This is a genomic window from Pseudomonas sp. SWI7 (assembly GCF_006351945.1).
Classification (GTDB): domain Bacteria; phylum Pseudomonadota; class Gammaproteobacteria; order Pseudomonadales; family Pseudomonadaceae; genus Aquipseudomonas; species Aquipseudomonas fulva.
Map to the genome: position 1 here is coordinate 221,535 of NZ_CP040930.1, position 15,124 is coordinate 236,658.

The 15,124-nt window shown below is 63.4% G+C and carries 17 protein-coding genes; 11 read left to right on the top strand and 6 right to left on the bottom strand.

Features of this window, described 5'->3' with window-relative positions; translation table 11 throughout:
* Positions 1-61: 61 nt before the first annotated feature.
* Complete coding sequence (locus tag FH041_RS01050) at positions 62-295, bottom strand: YdcH family protein (RefSeq protein ID WP_027915815.1); 234 nt, start codon at positions 293-295, stop codon at positions 62-64.
* A 250-nt stretch (positions 296-545) separates the two neighbouring features.
* Between FH041_RS01050 and FH041_RS01055 the strand changes: the two genes are divergently transcribed.
* From FH041_RS01055 to FH041_RS01080, 6 genes are all read left to right on the top strand, one after another.
* Positions 546-2,183 carry a phosphoethanolamine transferase gene (locus FH041_RS01055; RefSeq protein ID WP_088523811.1) on the top strand — a complete coding sequence of 546 codons (1,638 nt, stop codon included), beginning with the start codon at positions 546-548 and terminating at the stop codon, positions 2,181-2,183.
* Positions 2,184-2,309: 126 nt separating this feature from the next.
* On the top strand, positions 2,310-3,443 hold the full coding sequence (rnd, locus tag FH041_RS01060; RefSeq protein WP_028686835.1) for a ribonuclease D: 1,134 nt from the start codon (positions 2,310-2,312) through the stop codon (positions 3,441-3,443).
* A complete protein-coding gene (locus FH041_RS01065) occupies positions 3,440-3,733 on the top strand; it encodes a YcgL domain-containing protein (protein WP_023534892.1) in 294 nt (97 codons plus the stop codon). The genes rnd and FH041_RS01065 overlap by 4 nt, the downstream gene beginning before the upstream one ends.
* Positions 3,734-3,735: 2 nt before the next feature.
* The gene (locus tag FH041_RS01070) at positions 3,736-4,668 is read left to right on the top strand and encodes a D-2-hydroxyacid dehydrogenase (protein WP_027915818.1); all 933 of its coding nucleotides are present in this window, start codon (positions 3,736-3,738) and stop codon (positions 4,666-4,668) included.
* 254 nt (positions 4,669-4,922) lie between these two features.
* A complete protein-coding gene (locus FH041_RS01075) occupies positions 4,923-5,372 on the top strand; it encodes a YcgN family cysteine cluster protein (protein WP_023534903.1) in 450 nt (149 codons plus the stop codon).
* A gap of 38 nt (positions 5,373-5,410) precedes the next feature.
* Positions 5,411-6,628 carry a hypothetical protein gene (locus tag FH041_RS01080; RefSeq protein WP_028686834.1) on the top strand — a complete coding sequence of 406 codons (1,218 nt, stop codon included), beginning with the start codon at positions 5,411-5,413 and terminating at the stop codon, positions 6,626-6,628.
* 245 nt (positions 6,629-6,873) lie between these two features.
* Here the strand turns inward: FH041_RS01080 and FH041_RS01085 are convergent, their stop codons facing one another.
* From FH041_RS01085 to FH041_RS01095, 3 genes are all read right to left on the bottom strand, one after another.
* Positions 6,874-7,215 (bottom strand): DUF2892 domain-containing protein, encoded by a 342-nt coding sequence (locus FH041_RS01085; protein WP_027915821.1) that lies wholly within the window; start codon positions 7,213-7,215, stop codon positions 6,874-6,876.
* Positions 7,216-7,319: 104 nt separating this feature from the next.
* Positions 7,320-7,790: an RNA methyltransferase gene (locus FH041_RS01090; protein ID WP_059183712.1), complete on the bottom strand. Its 471-nt coding sequence runs from the start codon at positions 7,788-7,790 to the stop codon at positions 7,320-7,322.
* A gap of 66 nt (positions 7,791-7,856) precedes the next feature.
* Positions 7,857-8,225, bottom strand: a complete 369-nt coding sequence (locus FH041_RS01095) for a YajD family HNH nuclease (RefSeq protein ID WP_023534919.1) — start codon at positions 8,223-8,225, stop codon at positions 7,857-7,859.
* A 132-nt stretch (positions 8,226-8,357) separates the two neighbouring features.
* On the opposite strand from FH041_RS01095, the gene FH041_RS01100 reads away from it, so the two are divergent.
* The gene (locus FH041_RS01100) at positions 8,358-8,636 is read left to right on the top strand and encodes a hypothetical protein (protein ID WP_082693192.1); all 279 of its coding nucleotides are present in this window, start codon (positions 8,358-8,360) and stop codon (positions 8,634-8,636) included.
* 97 nt (positions 8,637-8,733) lie between these two features.
* Here the strand turns inward: FH041_RS01100 and FH041_RS01105 are convergent, their stop codons facing one another.
* Positions 8,734-10,776, bottom strand: a complete 2,043-nt coding sequence (locus FH041_RS01105; protein ID WP_140174119.1) for a S9 family peptidase — start codon at positions 10,774-10,776, stop codon at positions 8,734-8,736.
* Positions 10,777-10,903: 127 nt separating this feature from the next.
* On the opposite strand from FH041_RS01105, the gene FH041_RS01110 reads away from it, so the two are divergent.
* The 3 genes from FH041_RS01110 to FH041_RS01120 are packed head-to-tail and all read left to right on the top strand — an operon-like array spanning position 10,904 to position 12,717.
* Positions 10,904-11,398: a hypothetical protein gene (locus FH041_RS01110; protein WP_027915824.1), complete on the top strand. Its 495-nt coding sequence runs from the start codon at positions 10,904-10,906 to the stop codon at positions 11,396-11,398.
* A 14-nt stretch (positions 11,399-11,412) separates the two neighbouring features.
* Entirely contained in the window at positions 11,413-12,186 is a 774-nt protein-coding gene (locus tag FH041_RS01115) for a class II glutamine amidotransferase (protein WP_059183714.1), read from the top strand.
* Positions 12,187-12,195: 9 nt separating this feature from the next.
* Positions 12,196-12,717 carry a DUF2937 family protein gene (locus tag FH041_RS01120; protein WP_027915825.1) on the top strand — a complete coding sequence of 174 codons (522 nt, stop codon included), beginning with the start codon at positions 12,196-12,198 and terminating at the stop codon, positions 12,715-12,717.
* A 21-nt stretch (positions 12,718-12,738) separates the two neighbouring features.
* On the opposite strand, the gene FH041_RS01125 is transcribed toward FH041_RS01120, so the two are convergent.
* On the bottom strand, positions 12,739-13,704 hold the full coding sequence (locus FH041_RS01125; RefSeq protein ID WP_140174120.1) for a LysR family transcriptional regulator: 966 nt from the start codon (positions 13,702-13,704) through the stop codon (positions 12,739-12,741).
* Positions 13,705-13,834: 130 nt separating this feature from the next.
* On the opposite strand from FH041_RS01125, the gene FH041_RS01130 reads away from it, so the two are divergent.
* The gene (locus FH041_RS01130; RefSeq protein WP_027915826.1) at positions 13,835-15,121 is read left to right on the top strand and encodes an MFS transporter; all 1,287 of its coding nucleotides are present in this window, start codon (positions 13,835-13,837) and stop codon (positions 15,119-15,121) included.
* Positions 15,122-15,124 lie beyond the last annotated feature (3 nt).

Here is a 15,124-nt window from a genome sequence, read left to right on the forward strand (position 1 = left end):
GGTTCAGCGCCAACCCGTCATGCGACCGATGATGGGCTGGCGCCAGCAAAGAGGCCGGTGATTACTTGGGCGGGTGGATGATGCGCTCGATCTTGTCCTTGATCAGCAGCCGCTCGCGGCGCAAGCGCGTGACGGCGTCGTCGTTGGTGCCGTTTTTCTCGGCGGCGACCACTTCCTTGTCCTTGGCGTTGTACTCCTTGTGCAAGCCATGCAGCGTCTGGTCCTTGTCAATGAGCGCCTGGAATGCGTCAGCGGTAACGTGCAAGTCAGCGAGCAGATCGTGCGGAACAGGCATTTCTTCACCTCTGTCAGGGGGATTGGTTAAGGTCCTGACCTCTGAGGATAGCCGCGTTTGCCTCGACGGGGGAGGCCGCGAATCCTGAACCCCTGCTGAACGACTGACAGGTCCTCATCGAAATCAGCGCTTTCACTAAATTGTTACGTTATTTTTCACAGAAAATTGATGGCCCGGTTTCTAGAGTTCGCCCTGCTTGCTCCCAGTGCCATCCGGCGCTGGTGGTCACTTCTCTTGGTTGCGAACCTGAATGCTCAACATCAAACCCCTGCGCACCGAATGGGTCACGCTGCTGGCCAGCCTGTACCTGTTGATCGGCATGAATGTTTTCCTGTGGCAGCACCTGGAGCAAGTCGTGCCCCCCGGCTTGCCCGGCCTGTGGCTGACCCTCGCGTTTGCGGTGCTGATGTTGTTCGCCTTCAACCTCATCCTTACCCTCATTGCCTTCCGCTATGTGCTCAAGCCCTTGCTGGCGCTGCTGTTTGTCAGTGGCGCGGCGGTGGCGTACTTCATGAATCGCTACGGCGTGCTGATCGACGCGGGCATGTTCGCCAACATCGCCGAAACCAACGTGACAGAAGTGCGCGACCTACTGTCGCTGAAGTTCGCCTTGTACATCCTTGGCCTTGGGGTGTTGCCCTCGGTGCTGCTATGGCGAGCACCGGTGGTGTACCGGCCGTGGCAGCGCGAGCTGTTCGGCAAGCTGGTGGTCACGGCGGCCTGCGTGGTAGGCCTGGGCTCGGTGGGGTTGGCCAATTATCAGGGCCTGTCGTCGCTGTTTCGCAATCATCATGAACTGCGCCTGATGCTGACCCCCAGCAATATCGTCGGTGCCTCCATGGCGTACGTGAGCGAGCGGGTGGTCACTAGTGCACGCCCCTTTGCGCACTATGGCGAAGATGCCGCCCGCACCCCGGACTGGCAGCATCACCAGCGCAAATCCCTGACGGTGCTGGTCGTGGGTGAAAGCGCGCGCGCCGATCACTTCGGCGTGCTGGGCTACAACCGCGATACCACCCCCAGGCTTGCCGCCGAGCAGGGGTTGCTGGCGTTCTCGGACGTTCATTCCTGCGGCACTGAAACGGCTGTGTCGGTACCCTGCATGTTCTCCGGCATGCCCCGCAAAGCCTACGATGCACGCGTTGCCAAGAACCGTGAAGGGTTGCTCGATATCCTCGAGCGGGCAGGCCTGGACGTGCAGTGGCGCGACAACCAGTCCGGGTGCAAGGGCACCTGCGACCGCGTGCAGTTCATCAACATGAGCAAGCTCAAGGACCCGCAGTTCTGCGCCGAAGGCGAGTGCCACGACGAAATCCTGCTGCAGGGCCTGGGCGAGCTGATCGACCATTTGGACAAGGACACCGTGCTGGTGCTGCACCAGATGGGCAGCCACGGGCCCGACTACTTCAAACGCTACCCCAAGGCCGAGCAGCGCTTTGCCCCGGTGTGCCAGAGCAACGCCTTGGACCAGTGCAGCCAAGCGCAGATCATCAATGGCTACGACAACACCCTGGCCTACACCGACCGGGTCCTGGCCAGCCTGATCGACACCCTGCGCAGCCGGCAGGACAAGGTCGATACGGCCATGATCTACCTGTCAGACCATGGCGAATCGCTGGGCGAGTACAACCTGTTCCTGCACGGGACACCGTACGCCATCGCTCCGGAACAGCAAAAGCATGTACCGCTGCTGGCCTGGTTCTCCGACAGCTATCAACAGGACTTCGGTGTCGATACCGGTTGCCTGGCCAAGTTGAACGACGCGCCCTTGTCCCAGGACAACCTGTTCCACTCGATGCTGGGGTTGCTGCAAGTTCACACCCAGGTGTACGAGCGTTCCCTGGACCTGTTCGCCAGCTGCCGGCCCTGGCTCACCGCCAAGCGTTGAGCAGGCCGCCGGCCGGGTTGCACAGTCCATGAAATTGCACCATTGATCGACATCAAGGATGGCCCGGGTTTCACCAGCAGTGCCCGCGCCGTATATACTGCGCGCCAATGTTAGTGGGAGAGCCTTGTGGCCATCGAAATTCACTGGATCCGTGACGACCTGAGCCTGGCCGAACACTGCCGCGACTGGCGCCAATTGCCCTTTGTCGCGGTCGATACCGAATTCATGCGCGTCGACACCTTCTACCCCAAGGCAGGGCTGATCCAGATTGGCGATGGCAAGTGCGCGTTCCTGATCGACCCGCTGTTGATCGGCAACTGGCAGCCGCTGGCCGAGCTGATCGAAGACCGTAACGTGGTCAAGGTGCTGCATGCCTGCAGCGAGGACCTGGAGGTGTTGCTGCGCCTGACCGGCAAGCTGCCCCAGCCGCTGTTCGACACCCAGCTGGCCGCCGGCTACCTCAACCTGGGCTTCTCCATGGGCTATTCGCGGTTGGTGCAGGAGGTGCTGGGCATCGACCTGCCCAAAGGCGAAACCCGCTCCGACTGGCTGCAACGCCCGCTGTCCGAGACCCAGGTCAGCTATGCTGCCGAGGACGCCGTGCACCTGGCCGAGCTGTTCAGCGCCTTGCGTGCGCGCCTGTCCGACGACAAGTATGCCTGGGTGTTGGAAGACGGTGCTGAACTGGTGGCCCAGTTGCGCCGCGAGGTACAGCCCGACAGCCTGTACCGCGAGGTCAAGCTGGCGTGGAAACTGTCGCCCCAGCAATTGGCGGTGCTGCGCGCCCTGTGCGCCTGGCGCGAGCGCGAGGCCCGCCTGCGTGATGTTCCGCGCAACCGCATCCTCAAGGAGCATGCGCTGTGGCCCATTGCCAAGAGCCAGCCGACCAACCTGGCGGCCTTGGCCCGCATCGACGACATGCACCCGCGCACCTTGCGCCAGGATGGCGAAACCTTGCTGCAACTGATCAAGCACGCCGCCAGCCTGCCGGCCGAACAATGGCCCGAGCCACTGCCTGAGCCGCTGCCGATCGAAGCCTCGGGCATTCTCAAGCAACTGCGCGCCGTCGGCCAGGCCGAAGGGCAGCGGCTGGGCATCGCGCCCGAGCTGATGCTGCGCAAGAAAACCCTCGAGGCCCTGCTTAAAAGCGGTTACCCCGACGGCCCTTACACCTTGCCCGATTCGCTGCGCGGCTGGCGCCGTGAGCGGATGGGCCAGGCACTGCTGGACAGCCTGGCCGGTGCCGGAGACCCTCAATGAAACGCATCTGCTCGATCTACAAGAGCCCCCGCAAGAACGAAATGTACCTGTACGTGCTCAAGGCCGATGGCCTGCAACGCGTACCCGAAGGCTTGCTGCCGTTCTTCGGCACGCCCCAGCACGCCTTCGACCTGGTGCTCAGCCCCGAACGCAAGCTGGCCCGCGAAGACATCACCAAGGTGTTGGAAAACCTCGACAACCAGGGGTATCACCTGCAGATGCCGCCGCCGGATGACGAGTACATCGAGCACCTGCCCGACGAGTTGCTGCACCGTAACGATCCCGCCTGATCATGCGCGTACTGATTGCCGAGCATGACCACGTCCGCTACGCCGACCTGTTGCACCAGGCGGCACCGCACCTTGACGTCCTGACCAGCGACGACTCCGCGCAACTGGCCCGGCTGGCGCCGCAGTGCCCGGTGTGGCTCGGTCAGCCCGACCTGCTGGCGAGCCTGTTGCGCCAGGGGCATCGGCCTCACTGGATGCAGTCGACCTGGGCCGGCGTGACGCCGCTGCTGGCGGCGGGACTGCCCCGCGAGTATCGCCTGACCCGCGCCGTGGGCATTTTCGGTCAGGTCATGGCCGAATACATGCTCACCTACATGCTGGGCCATGAACGGCACGTCCTGTCGCGCCTGGTCAGCCAGGTGGAGCGGCGCTGGGATGACCGCCCCGGTTGCTCGCTGCAGGGCCGCAAGGTGTTGATCGTTGGCACCGGCGACATCGGTCAGGCGGTGGCCGAGTTCCTGCGTCCGTTCGGGGTGGTGCTGTACGGTGTGGCCAGTGAGGCCCGTGAACAGCCGCCATTCGTCGAGGTAGCCGCCCTGGACGATCTCGCGCGCCTGGTGGGCCAGGTCGATTATGTGCTGAACCTGCTGCCCGACACGCCGGCCACGCACGATATCTTTGACGCGGCGATGTTCCGGCGTTTTCAGCCGACTGCTTTGTTCATCAATGCCGGACGCGGTGTGGCAGTCGTCGACGCGGACCTGGTGGATGCGCTGAAGGAGGGTCACCTGGCCGGGGCGGTGATCGATGTATGCCGCCAGGAACCGCTGCCCAGGCAGCATCCGTTCTGGACCGCCTGGGGCCTGTTGCTCACCGGACACAGCGCCGCGCCCACCACGCCTGCGGCCATGGTGCGGTTGTTTCTCGACAACCTGCAGGCGTTCGAAGCCGACCAGGCGCTGCGCGGCGAAGTGGACTTCGACCGCGGGTATTGATCGTTCGGCCTGGGCCAGAGCGCGTTGCCTGCGGGTAGCGCCTCATGGCGGCCCTTCACGCGTACCGATCTACCACGCGCCTGTGCGCGAGCATGGCTGACAAGCGGTCTGGTATTGCTGCATGCCAGGCCCTAGACTGGCGCCGCCACGGCCAGCAGCTCCATGCTGCACGCCTTAACGAACCGTTTCAGGCGCTGTCTGCTTCGGGCCCGATGCCGGACACGCGCTGCTGATCCCTTGCAGGAATTCGCGTCATGATCGCTGACAACGCCCCCTTCTGGCGGCGCAAAACCCTCGAGCAACTCAACCCGCAGGAATGGGAATCGCTGTGCGACGGTTGCGGGCTGTGCTGCCTGCAAAAGCTCGAGGACGAGGACGACAACAGTGTTTATTACACCCGCATCGCCTGCACGTTGCTCGACCTCGACACCTGCCAGTGCAGCGACTACCCCAATCGCTTTGCCCAAGTGCCCGACTGCATTCAGCTCACCCCGGGCAAGGCTGACCAGTTTCGGTGGTTGCCAGCGACCTGCGGTTACCGCCTGGTCAGCGAAGGCAAGGACCTGCCGGCCTGGCACCACCTGGTATGCGGTGACCGCCAGCAAGTGCATGAACAGCGCATATCCCAGGCCGGGCGCATGCTCAGCGAGCGTGACGTGCACGAGGACGACTGGGAAGACCACCTGATCTTTCGCGCCAGCTAACCAGGCGCTTTACCCACTGGTGAACAAGGAGTGTCGGTATGCGTTGCCGTTTGAGTGTGCTGGTGGCCATGTTGGGATTGCTGGCGGCGGCACCGGCCTGGGCGAAAAAAGTCGATCTTGACTATCAGGTCCGGTTGTTGCCCGCGACCGGGCAAGCCGAAGTGCGCCTCACGCTTGCCGATGGCAGCGCCGTGCGCAGCCTGGACTTCGACCTGGGCAAGGCGGGGGCCTACAGCGGCTTCCAGGCAGATGGCCACTGGCAGCTTCGCGGCCAGCGCGGGGTATGGCAGCCAGCGGCTGGCAAGACCAGCCTGAGCTATCGCGTGCAGTTGAACCAGCTCCACGGTCCTGGGGTGTACAACACCCGTATGACGGCGCACTGGGCACTGTTCCTGGGCGACCAACTGGTCCCACCCGGTCGGCTGGACCAGCAGGACGGCACGGAGTTGGTCGCCCGCCTGGCATTCGATTTGCCCGAAGGCTGGAAAAGCGTCGAGACCGCCTGGCCACGTATTGGTAAGGACAAGTTCCGCATCGACAACGTCTCGCGGCTGTTTGATCGACCCACCGGCTGGATCCTGGCTGGCAACCTGGGTAGCCGCCGTGCGCGCCTGGGCGAAACCGACGTGACGGTGGCAGCGCCGGTCGGGGAAGGGATGCGCCGCCTGGACAACCTGACCTTGCTGACCTACATCTGGCCGCAACTGCAGGCCACCTTCCCAAGAAACCCGCCCAAACTGCTGGTGGTGGGCGCACGCGATCACATGTGGCGCGGGGCGATGGCCGCTCACGGCTCGCTCTACCTGCACAGTGGCCAGGCCATGGTCAGCGAGAGCGGTAGCAGCCCACTGCTGCGCGAAGTGGTCCAGTTGTTCACGCAGCTGCGTGGGCGTGAGGGCAATGACTGGTTGATCGAGAGCTTGACCGACTATTACGCCACCGAGCTCCTGCGCCGATCAGGCGGCCTGAGTGATGACCGTTACCAGGCCTGGCAGGCGCGCCTGAGCAAGCAGGGCGCAAGTGTCAAGCACCTCAAGGGGCAGCAGGCAACGCCTGCCCAAGTGGCGCGAGGGGTGATGCTGTTGCAGGCGCTGGACAAGGAGATCCGTATTCACACCCAGGCCCGGCAATCGCTCGACGACGTGGCGCGAGGGCTGATGCGGCTACCGAGCGTCAGCCTCGAGGACTTCGTTCAGATCAGTGAAAACGTACTTGGGCGTCGGTCGGAGGCGTTGCAGAGCAAAGTGCTGCGTTGACGCGCTACGCAATGCCCGATGGGAGCCACGCGTTGCACAACCTTTGAAGGCCATCGGGTCCGTAAAGCGATTCCAGCAGTACGGAATCTGAGATTCCGGAGCTGCTGCGCAGCCCGTCGCGGCCGGTCCGGCGCCCCGGCCGCCCTCAAGTCGAACGTGTGACGACTACCAATCAAACCGCAAGACGTCATGGTTACGCCTTGCCGCAGCGCCGCCACGGCAAGGCCAAAACACTGGCCAGGGCATCACACTCCAGCGACAGGGTCCTTGCCAGTCACCGTCACGCCTTCGGTGGCCGCTTTAGCACTGTCCTTCAGTGCAGTGAGCTCGTCCCCAGTACGCTTGAGGTCCGATTTCAGCTGATCGTACTGATCGCGGTGGTGCTGCAACCACGCCTTGGTAGCGCAATGCCCGGTAAAGCCGCGCACCAGCGCCAGGCCACCGACGGCCACTTTGAACAGCCCTACGATACCGCCCTGGCTCAGCCCTTTGCCCACCAGCAAAGCACCACCGGCCAACGACGTGGCGCGTTCGATGCCATGGACGTTCTTTTCCTGCAACGGTGCATCAGCGTGATTATCAAGCATTGGTAAGCCCTCTTCGTGATGTGTAAGCAGCTGACCTGCCGGCGGCGGGCGGCGTTCACTCCATGTGCCAGGCGAGCCTCCTGGCGGTCATGACAGCGCACGCATCACTTGAATTTCGGGCCTGAGCGGGTGTTCAGGCCCTTGGCCAGACGGTCGTACAGCACCACGTTCACCGTCGCTGCCAAGTTCATGCAACCGGTAGTGGGGACGTAGATGGTCTCCTCGCACCAGGCCCTGACGTCGGGGCTAAGGCTGCCGTCTTCGGGGCCGAAGATGTAGATGGCCCGGTCTGGGTGGGTATAGTCGGGCAGGGGGCGGGCGCCTTCGACCAGCTCCACCGCCACCGGGGTGCAGCCCAGCGGGATGATGCGTTGCAGGTCATCGATGCCGATCAGCGGAATGTCGTAGTGCACGCGCTTGGTGTCGGTCACGAAGTCCCGCGCGCGTTCGTACCGCTTGCCGGTATAGAACACCGAGTTTACCCCGTAGCAGCCGGCCGCACGCATCACCGAGCCTACGTTTTCGGCCGACTTGGGGTTGAACAGGCCGATGCAACTGTATCGTTTGTTAGCCACGAACCGGGGCCCTTCGCAAAAAAGACGCGATTATACGGGTTGCCCGGTCATAGCGGGGGCTACCGGTCAGTCCTTCTTCAGCATGCCTGCCAGCGCCGCGAACGGATTGTGGGTGGCCTTGGCAATGCTAGGGGTGCTGGTAGAGCCTTCGCTGAAGTATTGCTGATCGGTGTAGCGCGAGTGTTCGTTGTCGTGGCAGTAGAGGCACAGCAGCTCCCAGTTGGAGCCGTCCTGCGGGTTGTTGTCGTGGTTGTGGTCGCGGTGATGCACGGTCAGCTCGCTCAGGCGCTTGCCGGCGAACTCGCGTGCGCAGCGCCCGCATACATGCGGGTACATCCTCAGGGCCTTGTCGCGGTAGCCCATTTCCTTGTCGCGCTTGGCATCGGCGAGAATGCGGTCCAGGCGCGCAGTGGCGGCGGAAGTAGAGGAGGTCATGGTGTTTCCTTCGTTCTGATCAGGCAAATGACGGTTATGCCGTCGAGTCTAGCGCGGCTGCATGATCGGCGCACAGGCGAAAAATGTCATATGGGCGTAGCCTGTAGGAAGGTTCTGAACAGGAGGTTGCCGATGCTTGCTGCGATTCTCGCCGTTGTCCTGGCGGCAGGCGTGCCTGCGGCTCACGCTGCCAGCACGCCACCCCGGTTGACCACACCTGTACCCGGCGCGCCGGGCACGCCTACCCCCACGCCGTATCCGCAGATCACCCCAAGCAGCCCGCCCAAGGCCACCGGCACCTCCCAAGGGGCACCTTTGCTACCGCCAATGCCAGTGCCTGGCCCGCCAAAGGACCAGCCTTTACCAGGGTTGCGGCAGGATGCAGAGAAACCGGTGCGGGACACGGAGTGAGCGAAGGCGGCTGTCCTAGCGTTGCCGATAGCGCCACAACCGAACACGAACGCCAAGGCCGCTGGGGCCGCCTCACACACACAAACAGCTCGAAACCTCAGGCAACCCCCAGCTCACCCAGCACAAACCCGTACTCCAGGGCTACATCCTTCAACCCCTGGTAACGCCCGCTCATACCCCCGTGTCCGGCACCCATTTCGGTCTTGAGCAGCAGCAAGTTGTCATCGGTCTTGCGCGTACGCAGGCGGGCGACCCACTTGGCCGCTTCCCAGTACTGCACCCGGCTGTCGTTGTAGCCGGCCACCACCAACATCGCCGGGTAAGGCTGGGCTTTCACGTTCTCATACGGCGCATAGGCCTTGATGCGCTCATACACCTCAGGTACCTCGGGATTGCCCCATTCGTCATACTCGGTCACCGTCAACGGCAGCTCAGGGTCGAGCATGGTGTTGAGGACATCCACGAACGGCACCTCGGCGATGGCACAGCGAAACAGCTCGGGACGCAGGTTCAACACGGCGCCGATCAGCAGCCCGCCAGCACTGCCCCCGCTGATGGCCAGGGTGGCGGGGGACGTCACGCCCTCGTTGATCAGGTGTTCGGCGCATGCGATGAAGTCGCTGAAGGTATTGCACTTGTGCTCCTGCTTGCCGGCACGGTACCAGGCCTCGCCCAGCTCGCCGCCGCCGCGCACATGGGCAATGGCAAACGCCACGCCACGTTCCAGCAGGCTCAGCCGCGCATGGGAGAACCACGGGTCCAGGCTCTCGCCATAAGCGCCGTATCCGTACAGGTAGAGCGGTGTCGTGCGGCCCACATCCTGACGCCGTCGCACCAGGCTGATCGGTACCTGGGTGCCATCTGCAGCGGTGGCCCACAGGCGTTCGCTGACATAAGCGTCGGCATCGAAGGGCCCCAGCACCGGCGTCTGCTTGAGCACTTCCTGCGCGCCAGTGGCCAGCGCCAGCTGCCGCACCTGGGCCGGCCGGTTCAGCGCCTCGTAGCGCAAGCGTATCCGAGGACTGTCGAATTCCAGGCTGTCCTGCACGTACAGGCTATAGGCGGCGTCGGGTAAAGCCACCCGGTAGGGCGCCAGCCCCTGTGGGCGCACTTCGATGATCGGCAGCCCGCCGTCACGCAGACTCAGGGTCAACGCGCTGGCATTGAGGCTCAGCCCTTCGAGCATGATGTCATCGCGATGGCCTACCAACAGCTGCCACTGGGCGCGGCTAGGCACGGGGTCGACTGGGGCGTGATACAAGGCGAAGTTGATGCCGTCCTGGTTGGTGCGGATGAACCATCGCCACTGCCCATCGAGCAGGCCATGATCGGGGAAGTATTCATGGCTTTCCACGCGCGGTGCCAGGCAGGTGAACGGCGCTTGCGGCGTGGCCGCGTCCAGCACCCAGGCTTCGCTAGTGGTCTTGCTGTTGAGCAGCAGCACCAATTGGCGTTCGGAACTGGTGCGGTAACAGTGCAGGAAGAACCGGCCATCGGGCTCCTCGAACACCCGCTGGGCACCGTCCTGACCCAACGTATGCCGGTACAGCCGCCAAGGGCGATGGGTATCGTCGAGTTCGGCGAAGAACAGCGTGCGGCTGTCATTGGCCCAGGTCAGACTGCCATCGCAGCCGTCGAAGGGCAGGGTGGTTACATCGCCTGTGGCCAGATCCTTGACGTACAAGGTGTAGATTTCGTCCCCGCTGGTGTCCAGGCTATAGGCCAACAGGCGATGGTCGGGACTAACGTTGAACGCCCCCAGCGAAAGAAAGCCGCCGCCTGCCAGGGCGTTGGGGTCCAGCAACAGTTGCTCCTGGCCTTTATCGACCGTGTTGGAATCATCGCCAGGGCGTGGGCAGCGGTAATGGCGGGGGTATTCATCGCCAGCGGTGGTGCGGGTGTAGTACAGGTAGGGCCCCCATGGCGAAGGCAGGGACAGATCGGTTTCCTGGATGCGGCCCTTGATCTCCTCGAACAACTGCTCGCGCAACGGGGCCTGATGAGCCAGACAGGCTTGCTGGTAGGCGTTTTCCGCTTCGAGGTAGGCCAGTACCTGGGGCTCGTCACGCTGTTGCAGCCACGCATAGGGGTCGGTCGCTTCGTCGGCTCTGGCCAGGGGCGGCAAGTGGGTGCTTGGCATCGAATTTCTCTCGGTTCTTGAAGGGCGCTGCCGGCAGCTTCGTTGGCGTGCCGGTACAGGCAAACACTGTTTGCGCCAGGAAATGTGTTTATCATAGGCACCTCTTTGCCTGGCTTGCACGATTACCATGATCGAGAACGACTACACCCTGGCCTGGGGCCTCTACGCCGTGGCCGCCCTGGGCTGCCTTCTGGTGGGCTTCAAGCTCACCGGCTGGATGTGGCGCTGGCTACGCGAACCACTGCGCGTCGTGCTGGCGGTGCTGCTGCTTACGCCGACCGTGGTCGACCCAGTCAAGGACAGCTTCGCTCCGGCCATTGCCATCACGGTGCTGGACGTCGCCTTCAAAGTGGGCAACAACGCCTGGCGCGCAGTATCGGACTTTGCCATGTACGGCATGATCGCCTTCGTGCTGTATTTCCTGTTCGTGCTGGTGCGCTGGCCGCTGGAGAAACGCGCCCGCGAGCGCCGCCTGCGTGCCCAAGCCGCCGCCCAGCGCGAGGCCGCCGAAGCGCAGGCGCTGGCGCCTGGGGAGGCCTTGGCCGCGGAACGCAGCGATCGTTACCGTGACGACCCGCCTGCGCTGCCTGCCGGCGCTGGCCGGGTCGAGCCCCGCCTGTAAACGGAGACACCGCCATGTGCGAACTGCTGGGCATGAGTGCTAACGTCCCCACCGACATCGTCTTCAGCTTCACCGGCCTGATCCAACGCGGCGGGCGCACCGGCCCGCACCGTGACGGCTGGGGCATCGGCTTTTATGAAGGGCGCGGCCTGCGCCTGTTCCAGGATCCTGCCGCCAGCAGCGAGTCCGAAGTGGCCAACCTGGTAAGACGCTACCCGATCAAGAGCGAAGTGGTGATCGGGCACATCCGCCAGGCCAATGTCGGCAAGGTCTGCCTGGCCAACACCCACCCCTTCATGCGCGAGATGTGGGGGCGCAACTGGTGCTTTGCCCACAACGGCCAACTGGGTGATTTCACCGGTTCCACAACCTTTTACCAGCCCATTGGCGATACCGACAGCGAGGCGGCGTTTTGTGACCTGCTCAATCGCATCCGCGGCGCTTTCCCGGAGCCGGTGCCGGTGGAACAGCTACTGCCGGTGCTGGTCGAAGCCTGTGCCGGTTATCGCGCCCGCGGCGTGTTCAACTGCATGCTCAGCGATGGCGACTGGCTGTTCTGCTTCTGTTCGACGAAACTGGTCCACATTACCCGCCGCGCGCCGTTTGGCGCGGCACGGCTGAAGGATGTAGACCTGATCGTCGATTTCCATACCCAAACCACCCCCAACGACGTGGTCACGGTGATCGCCACCGAGGCCTTGACCGAGAACGAAACCTGGAACCGCTACGCGCCAGGTCAGTGGGCCCTGTGGCGGCACGGCGAGTGCACCGCGCACGGACAAAGCTAAGGATGCTGCATGTTCAGAAGTTACCTGCGGTTGCTGCTGTTCACCCTCGGGCTGTTGGCCGGCATCCAGGTCCCGGGGCTGGTCAAGGACTATAGCCAGCGCGTGGAGGCCCACCTATTCGAATCTCGCGAGGCGCTGGACGGTTTTCGCCAGACGGCTGAGCGTTTTTTCAACGGCGACCTGCAAGCCTTGTTGCGACACTACCGCAGCAGTGACGACCCCGTTTTTCTCAGTGATGCCAACAGCATCGAAAGCCTGATGATTCGCAACCAGATGCTCGAAGACGAGTGGCAGGCGCTGCAAGGTTCATGGGCGCAGCGTACCTGGCATGTCCTGACGCAAGCCGACCCGCGGCTGCGAGAAGAAACGCTCAACGGCTACAGCTACCAGGTCTTGCTGGTTCCGCAGGCCATCGGCTGGGGCGTCGGCGCCGGGTTCGTGCTGGCATTCGTGGTAGAAAGCCTGTTGCTGGGGATAGGTCGGTTGATACTGGGTGGGCGACGTGGTGCGGTTAAGGAGAGTTGGCGTTAGGCTGGGCGCTGACACGTTGGCCTAGCCATTTGCGCGGTTGCCCCAAATCGAGCCAAAACCCTTGCTACATCCCCCCGGCACCAGCACGATCCGTTGCCCGCCCACGTCCTGCGCATAGCGCTCCAGCACCTGCCGACAGACACCAACCACTTCATCCACCAACGCCACCCCGGTCTGCCAGGCCACCACCAGCTCCAGGCTTGGCGGAGGCTGAAGCCCAGCCAGCAGCACCAGGTCACCCTGGTTCAGTTCGGCCTCCACTAGGGCAGGTGGCAAGGCCCCGATGCCGAAACCGTCGCGCAACAAGCGGGTAATGGCCGCTACCGAATTGACGCAGTTCAGCCGCGGCGTTTGCACCCCGGCCCCTTGCAGCAACGCCAGTACTTCCTGGTGGGGCCGGGAATTCTTCGAGAAAGTAATGATGCGCTCGCGCCCCAGCTCGGCCAGTGACGCGTAGTCCCTGTGCAGGTGCGACCCGGCAGCGACCACCCAGCCCATCGGATAGCGCGCCAGATCCAGGCTGCGGATCGAAGGCTCGCGCAGCAAGTCTGTTTGCACGATCACGTCCAGAAAGCCTTTGTGCAGTTGCTCGCGCAAATTCAGCGCCGTGTCGGCGACCAGTTCGATCTCTACCTGCCGATAACGCTCGGTCAATTCGGCCACCAGCGCGCTCATCCAGGTATGAATGACCGTGTCCATTACCCCGAGACGAATACGCCCGACCTTGGCCCGGTCGCTGTCCAGCGACTGTTTGAGCGCCTTGGCGGTTTCCAGCATGCGCTCGGCATGTTCCAGCACCTTGCTGCCTTCCGGGGTCAGGCTGACCCCGCGCGAGTCGCGCAACAGCAGCTTAACGCCCAGGTCGGCTTCGAGCGCCGCGATACGGCTGGACACCGACGCCTGGGTAGTGAACAGCTTCTGCGCGGTCAGGCGGAAGCTCTTGAGGCGAGCGACCCAGACGAACGTTTCGAGAAAGCGAGGGTTCATGATCAGTTTTTCTTGTTCCAGACCCGGGGTTTTTCTCGTTGGACGCCAGCGCCGCGTGCTCTGAACATGAAGCCCAGGCCGCGACCTTTGCTGTCGCCCCATAAAACAATACCAACAAGCCGAGGCATCCATGAACCCCACCGGCACGCAGCAGCAGATCAGTTCCCCATCCTCCTCCGGGCCTTTTGCCTGGTACCGCGACATCGATCAACAACAGCGACGTACCTTCTGGAGTTGCAAGATCGGCTATGGCCTGGACGGCATGGACACGCAGATGCTCAGCTTCGTCATCCCCACGTTGATCATGTTGTGGGGCATCACCACCACCGAGGCTGGGCTGATCCACACCAGTACCCTGGTCGCTTCGGCCATCGGTGGCTGGGTGGCCGGCATTCTCTCAGACCGCATCGGCCGGGTCCGCACCCTGCAACTGACAGTGCTGTGGTTCGCCTTCTTCACCTTCCTCTGCGGCTTTGCCCAGAACTACGAGCAACTGCTGGTCGCCAGGACCCTGATGGGTTTTGGCTTCGGTGGTGAGTGGACGGCAGGCGCGGTGCTCATCGGCGAGGTCATTCGTGCCCAGGACCGCGGCAAGGCGGTGGGCATGGTGCAGTCGGGCTGGGCCATCGGCTGGGGGCTGACGGCCATCCTGTACGCGCTGCTGTTCACCTGGTTGCCGCCGGAGCAGGCCTGGCGGGCGCTGTTCTTGCTCGGGCTGGTGCCGGCCGTGTTCGTGATCTTCGTTCGGCGGCTGGTCAAGGATCCGGAGGTCTACCGCCAGGCCAAGGCAACCGAAGCCACTGCGGCGCCCTCGCATTTCTATGAAATCTTTGCCCCCGGCATGCTCTGGACCACCGTGCGTGCCTCGCTGCTGACCACCGGCGCCCTGGGCGGCTACTACGCAATCACCGCCTGGCTGCCCACGTTTCTGAAGAACGAGCGTGGGCTGAGCGTGCTGGGTACCGGCGGCTACCTGGCAATGGTGATCGTAGGCTCCTATGTGGGCTATGTGATCAGCGCCTACCTGTCCGACCTGCTTGGGCGCAAGAAAAATTTCATCCTGTTCGCCGTAGGCTCGTTCGTCATCGTGCTGCTGTACACGCAAATGCCCGTCAGTGATGGGGTGATGCTGTGGTTGGGTTTCCCGCTGGGTTTTTTCGCCTCGGGCATCTTCAGCGGCATGGGGGCCTTTCTGACCGAGCTGTTTCCCACGCGCGTTCGCGGCTCGGGGCAAGGTTTTTGCTACAACGTCGGCAAGATCGTCGCGGCGCTGTTCCCGCTGCTGATCGGCATGCTGGGGCAGCAGGTGCCGCTGGGCCTGGGCATTGGCCTGTTCTCGGCGGTGTCTTATGGCGTGGTGATCGTAGCAGCGCTGAGCCTGCCAGAAACACGCGGCAAACAATTGCAGGCGCGCTAAGGT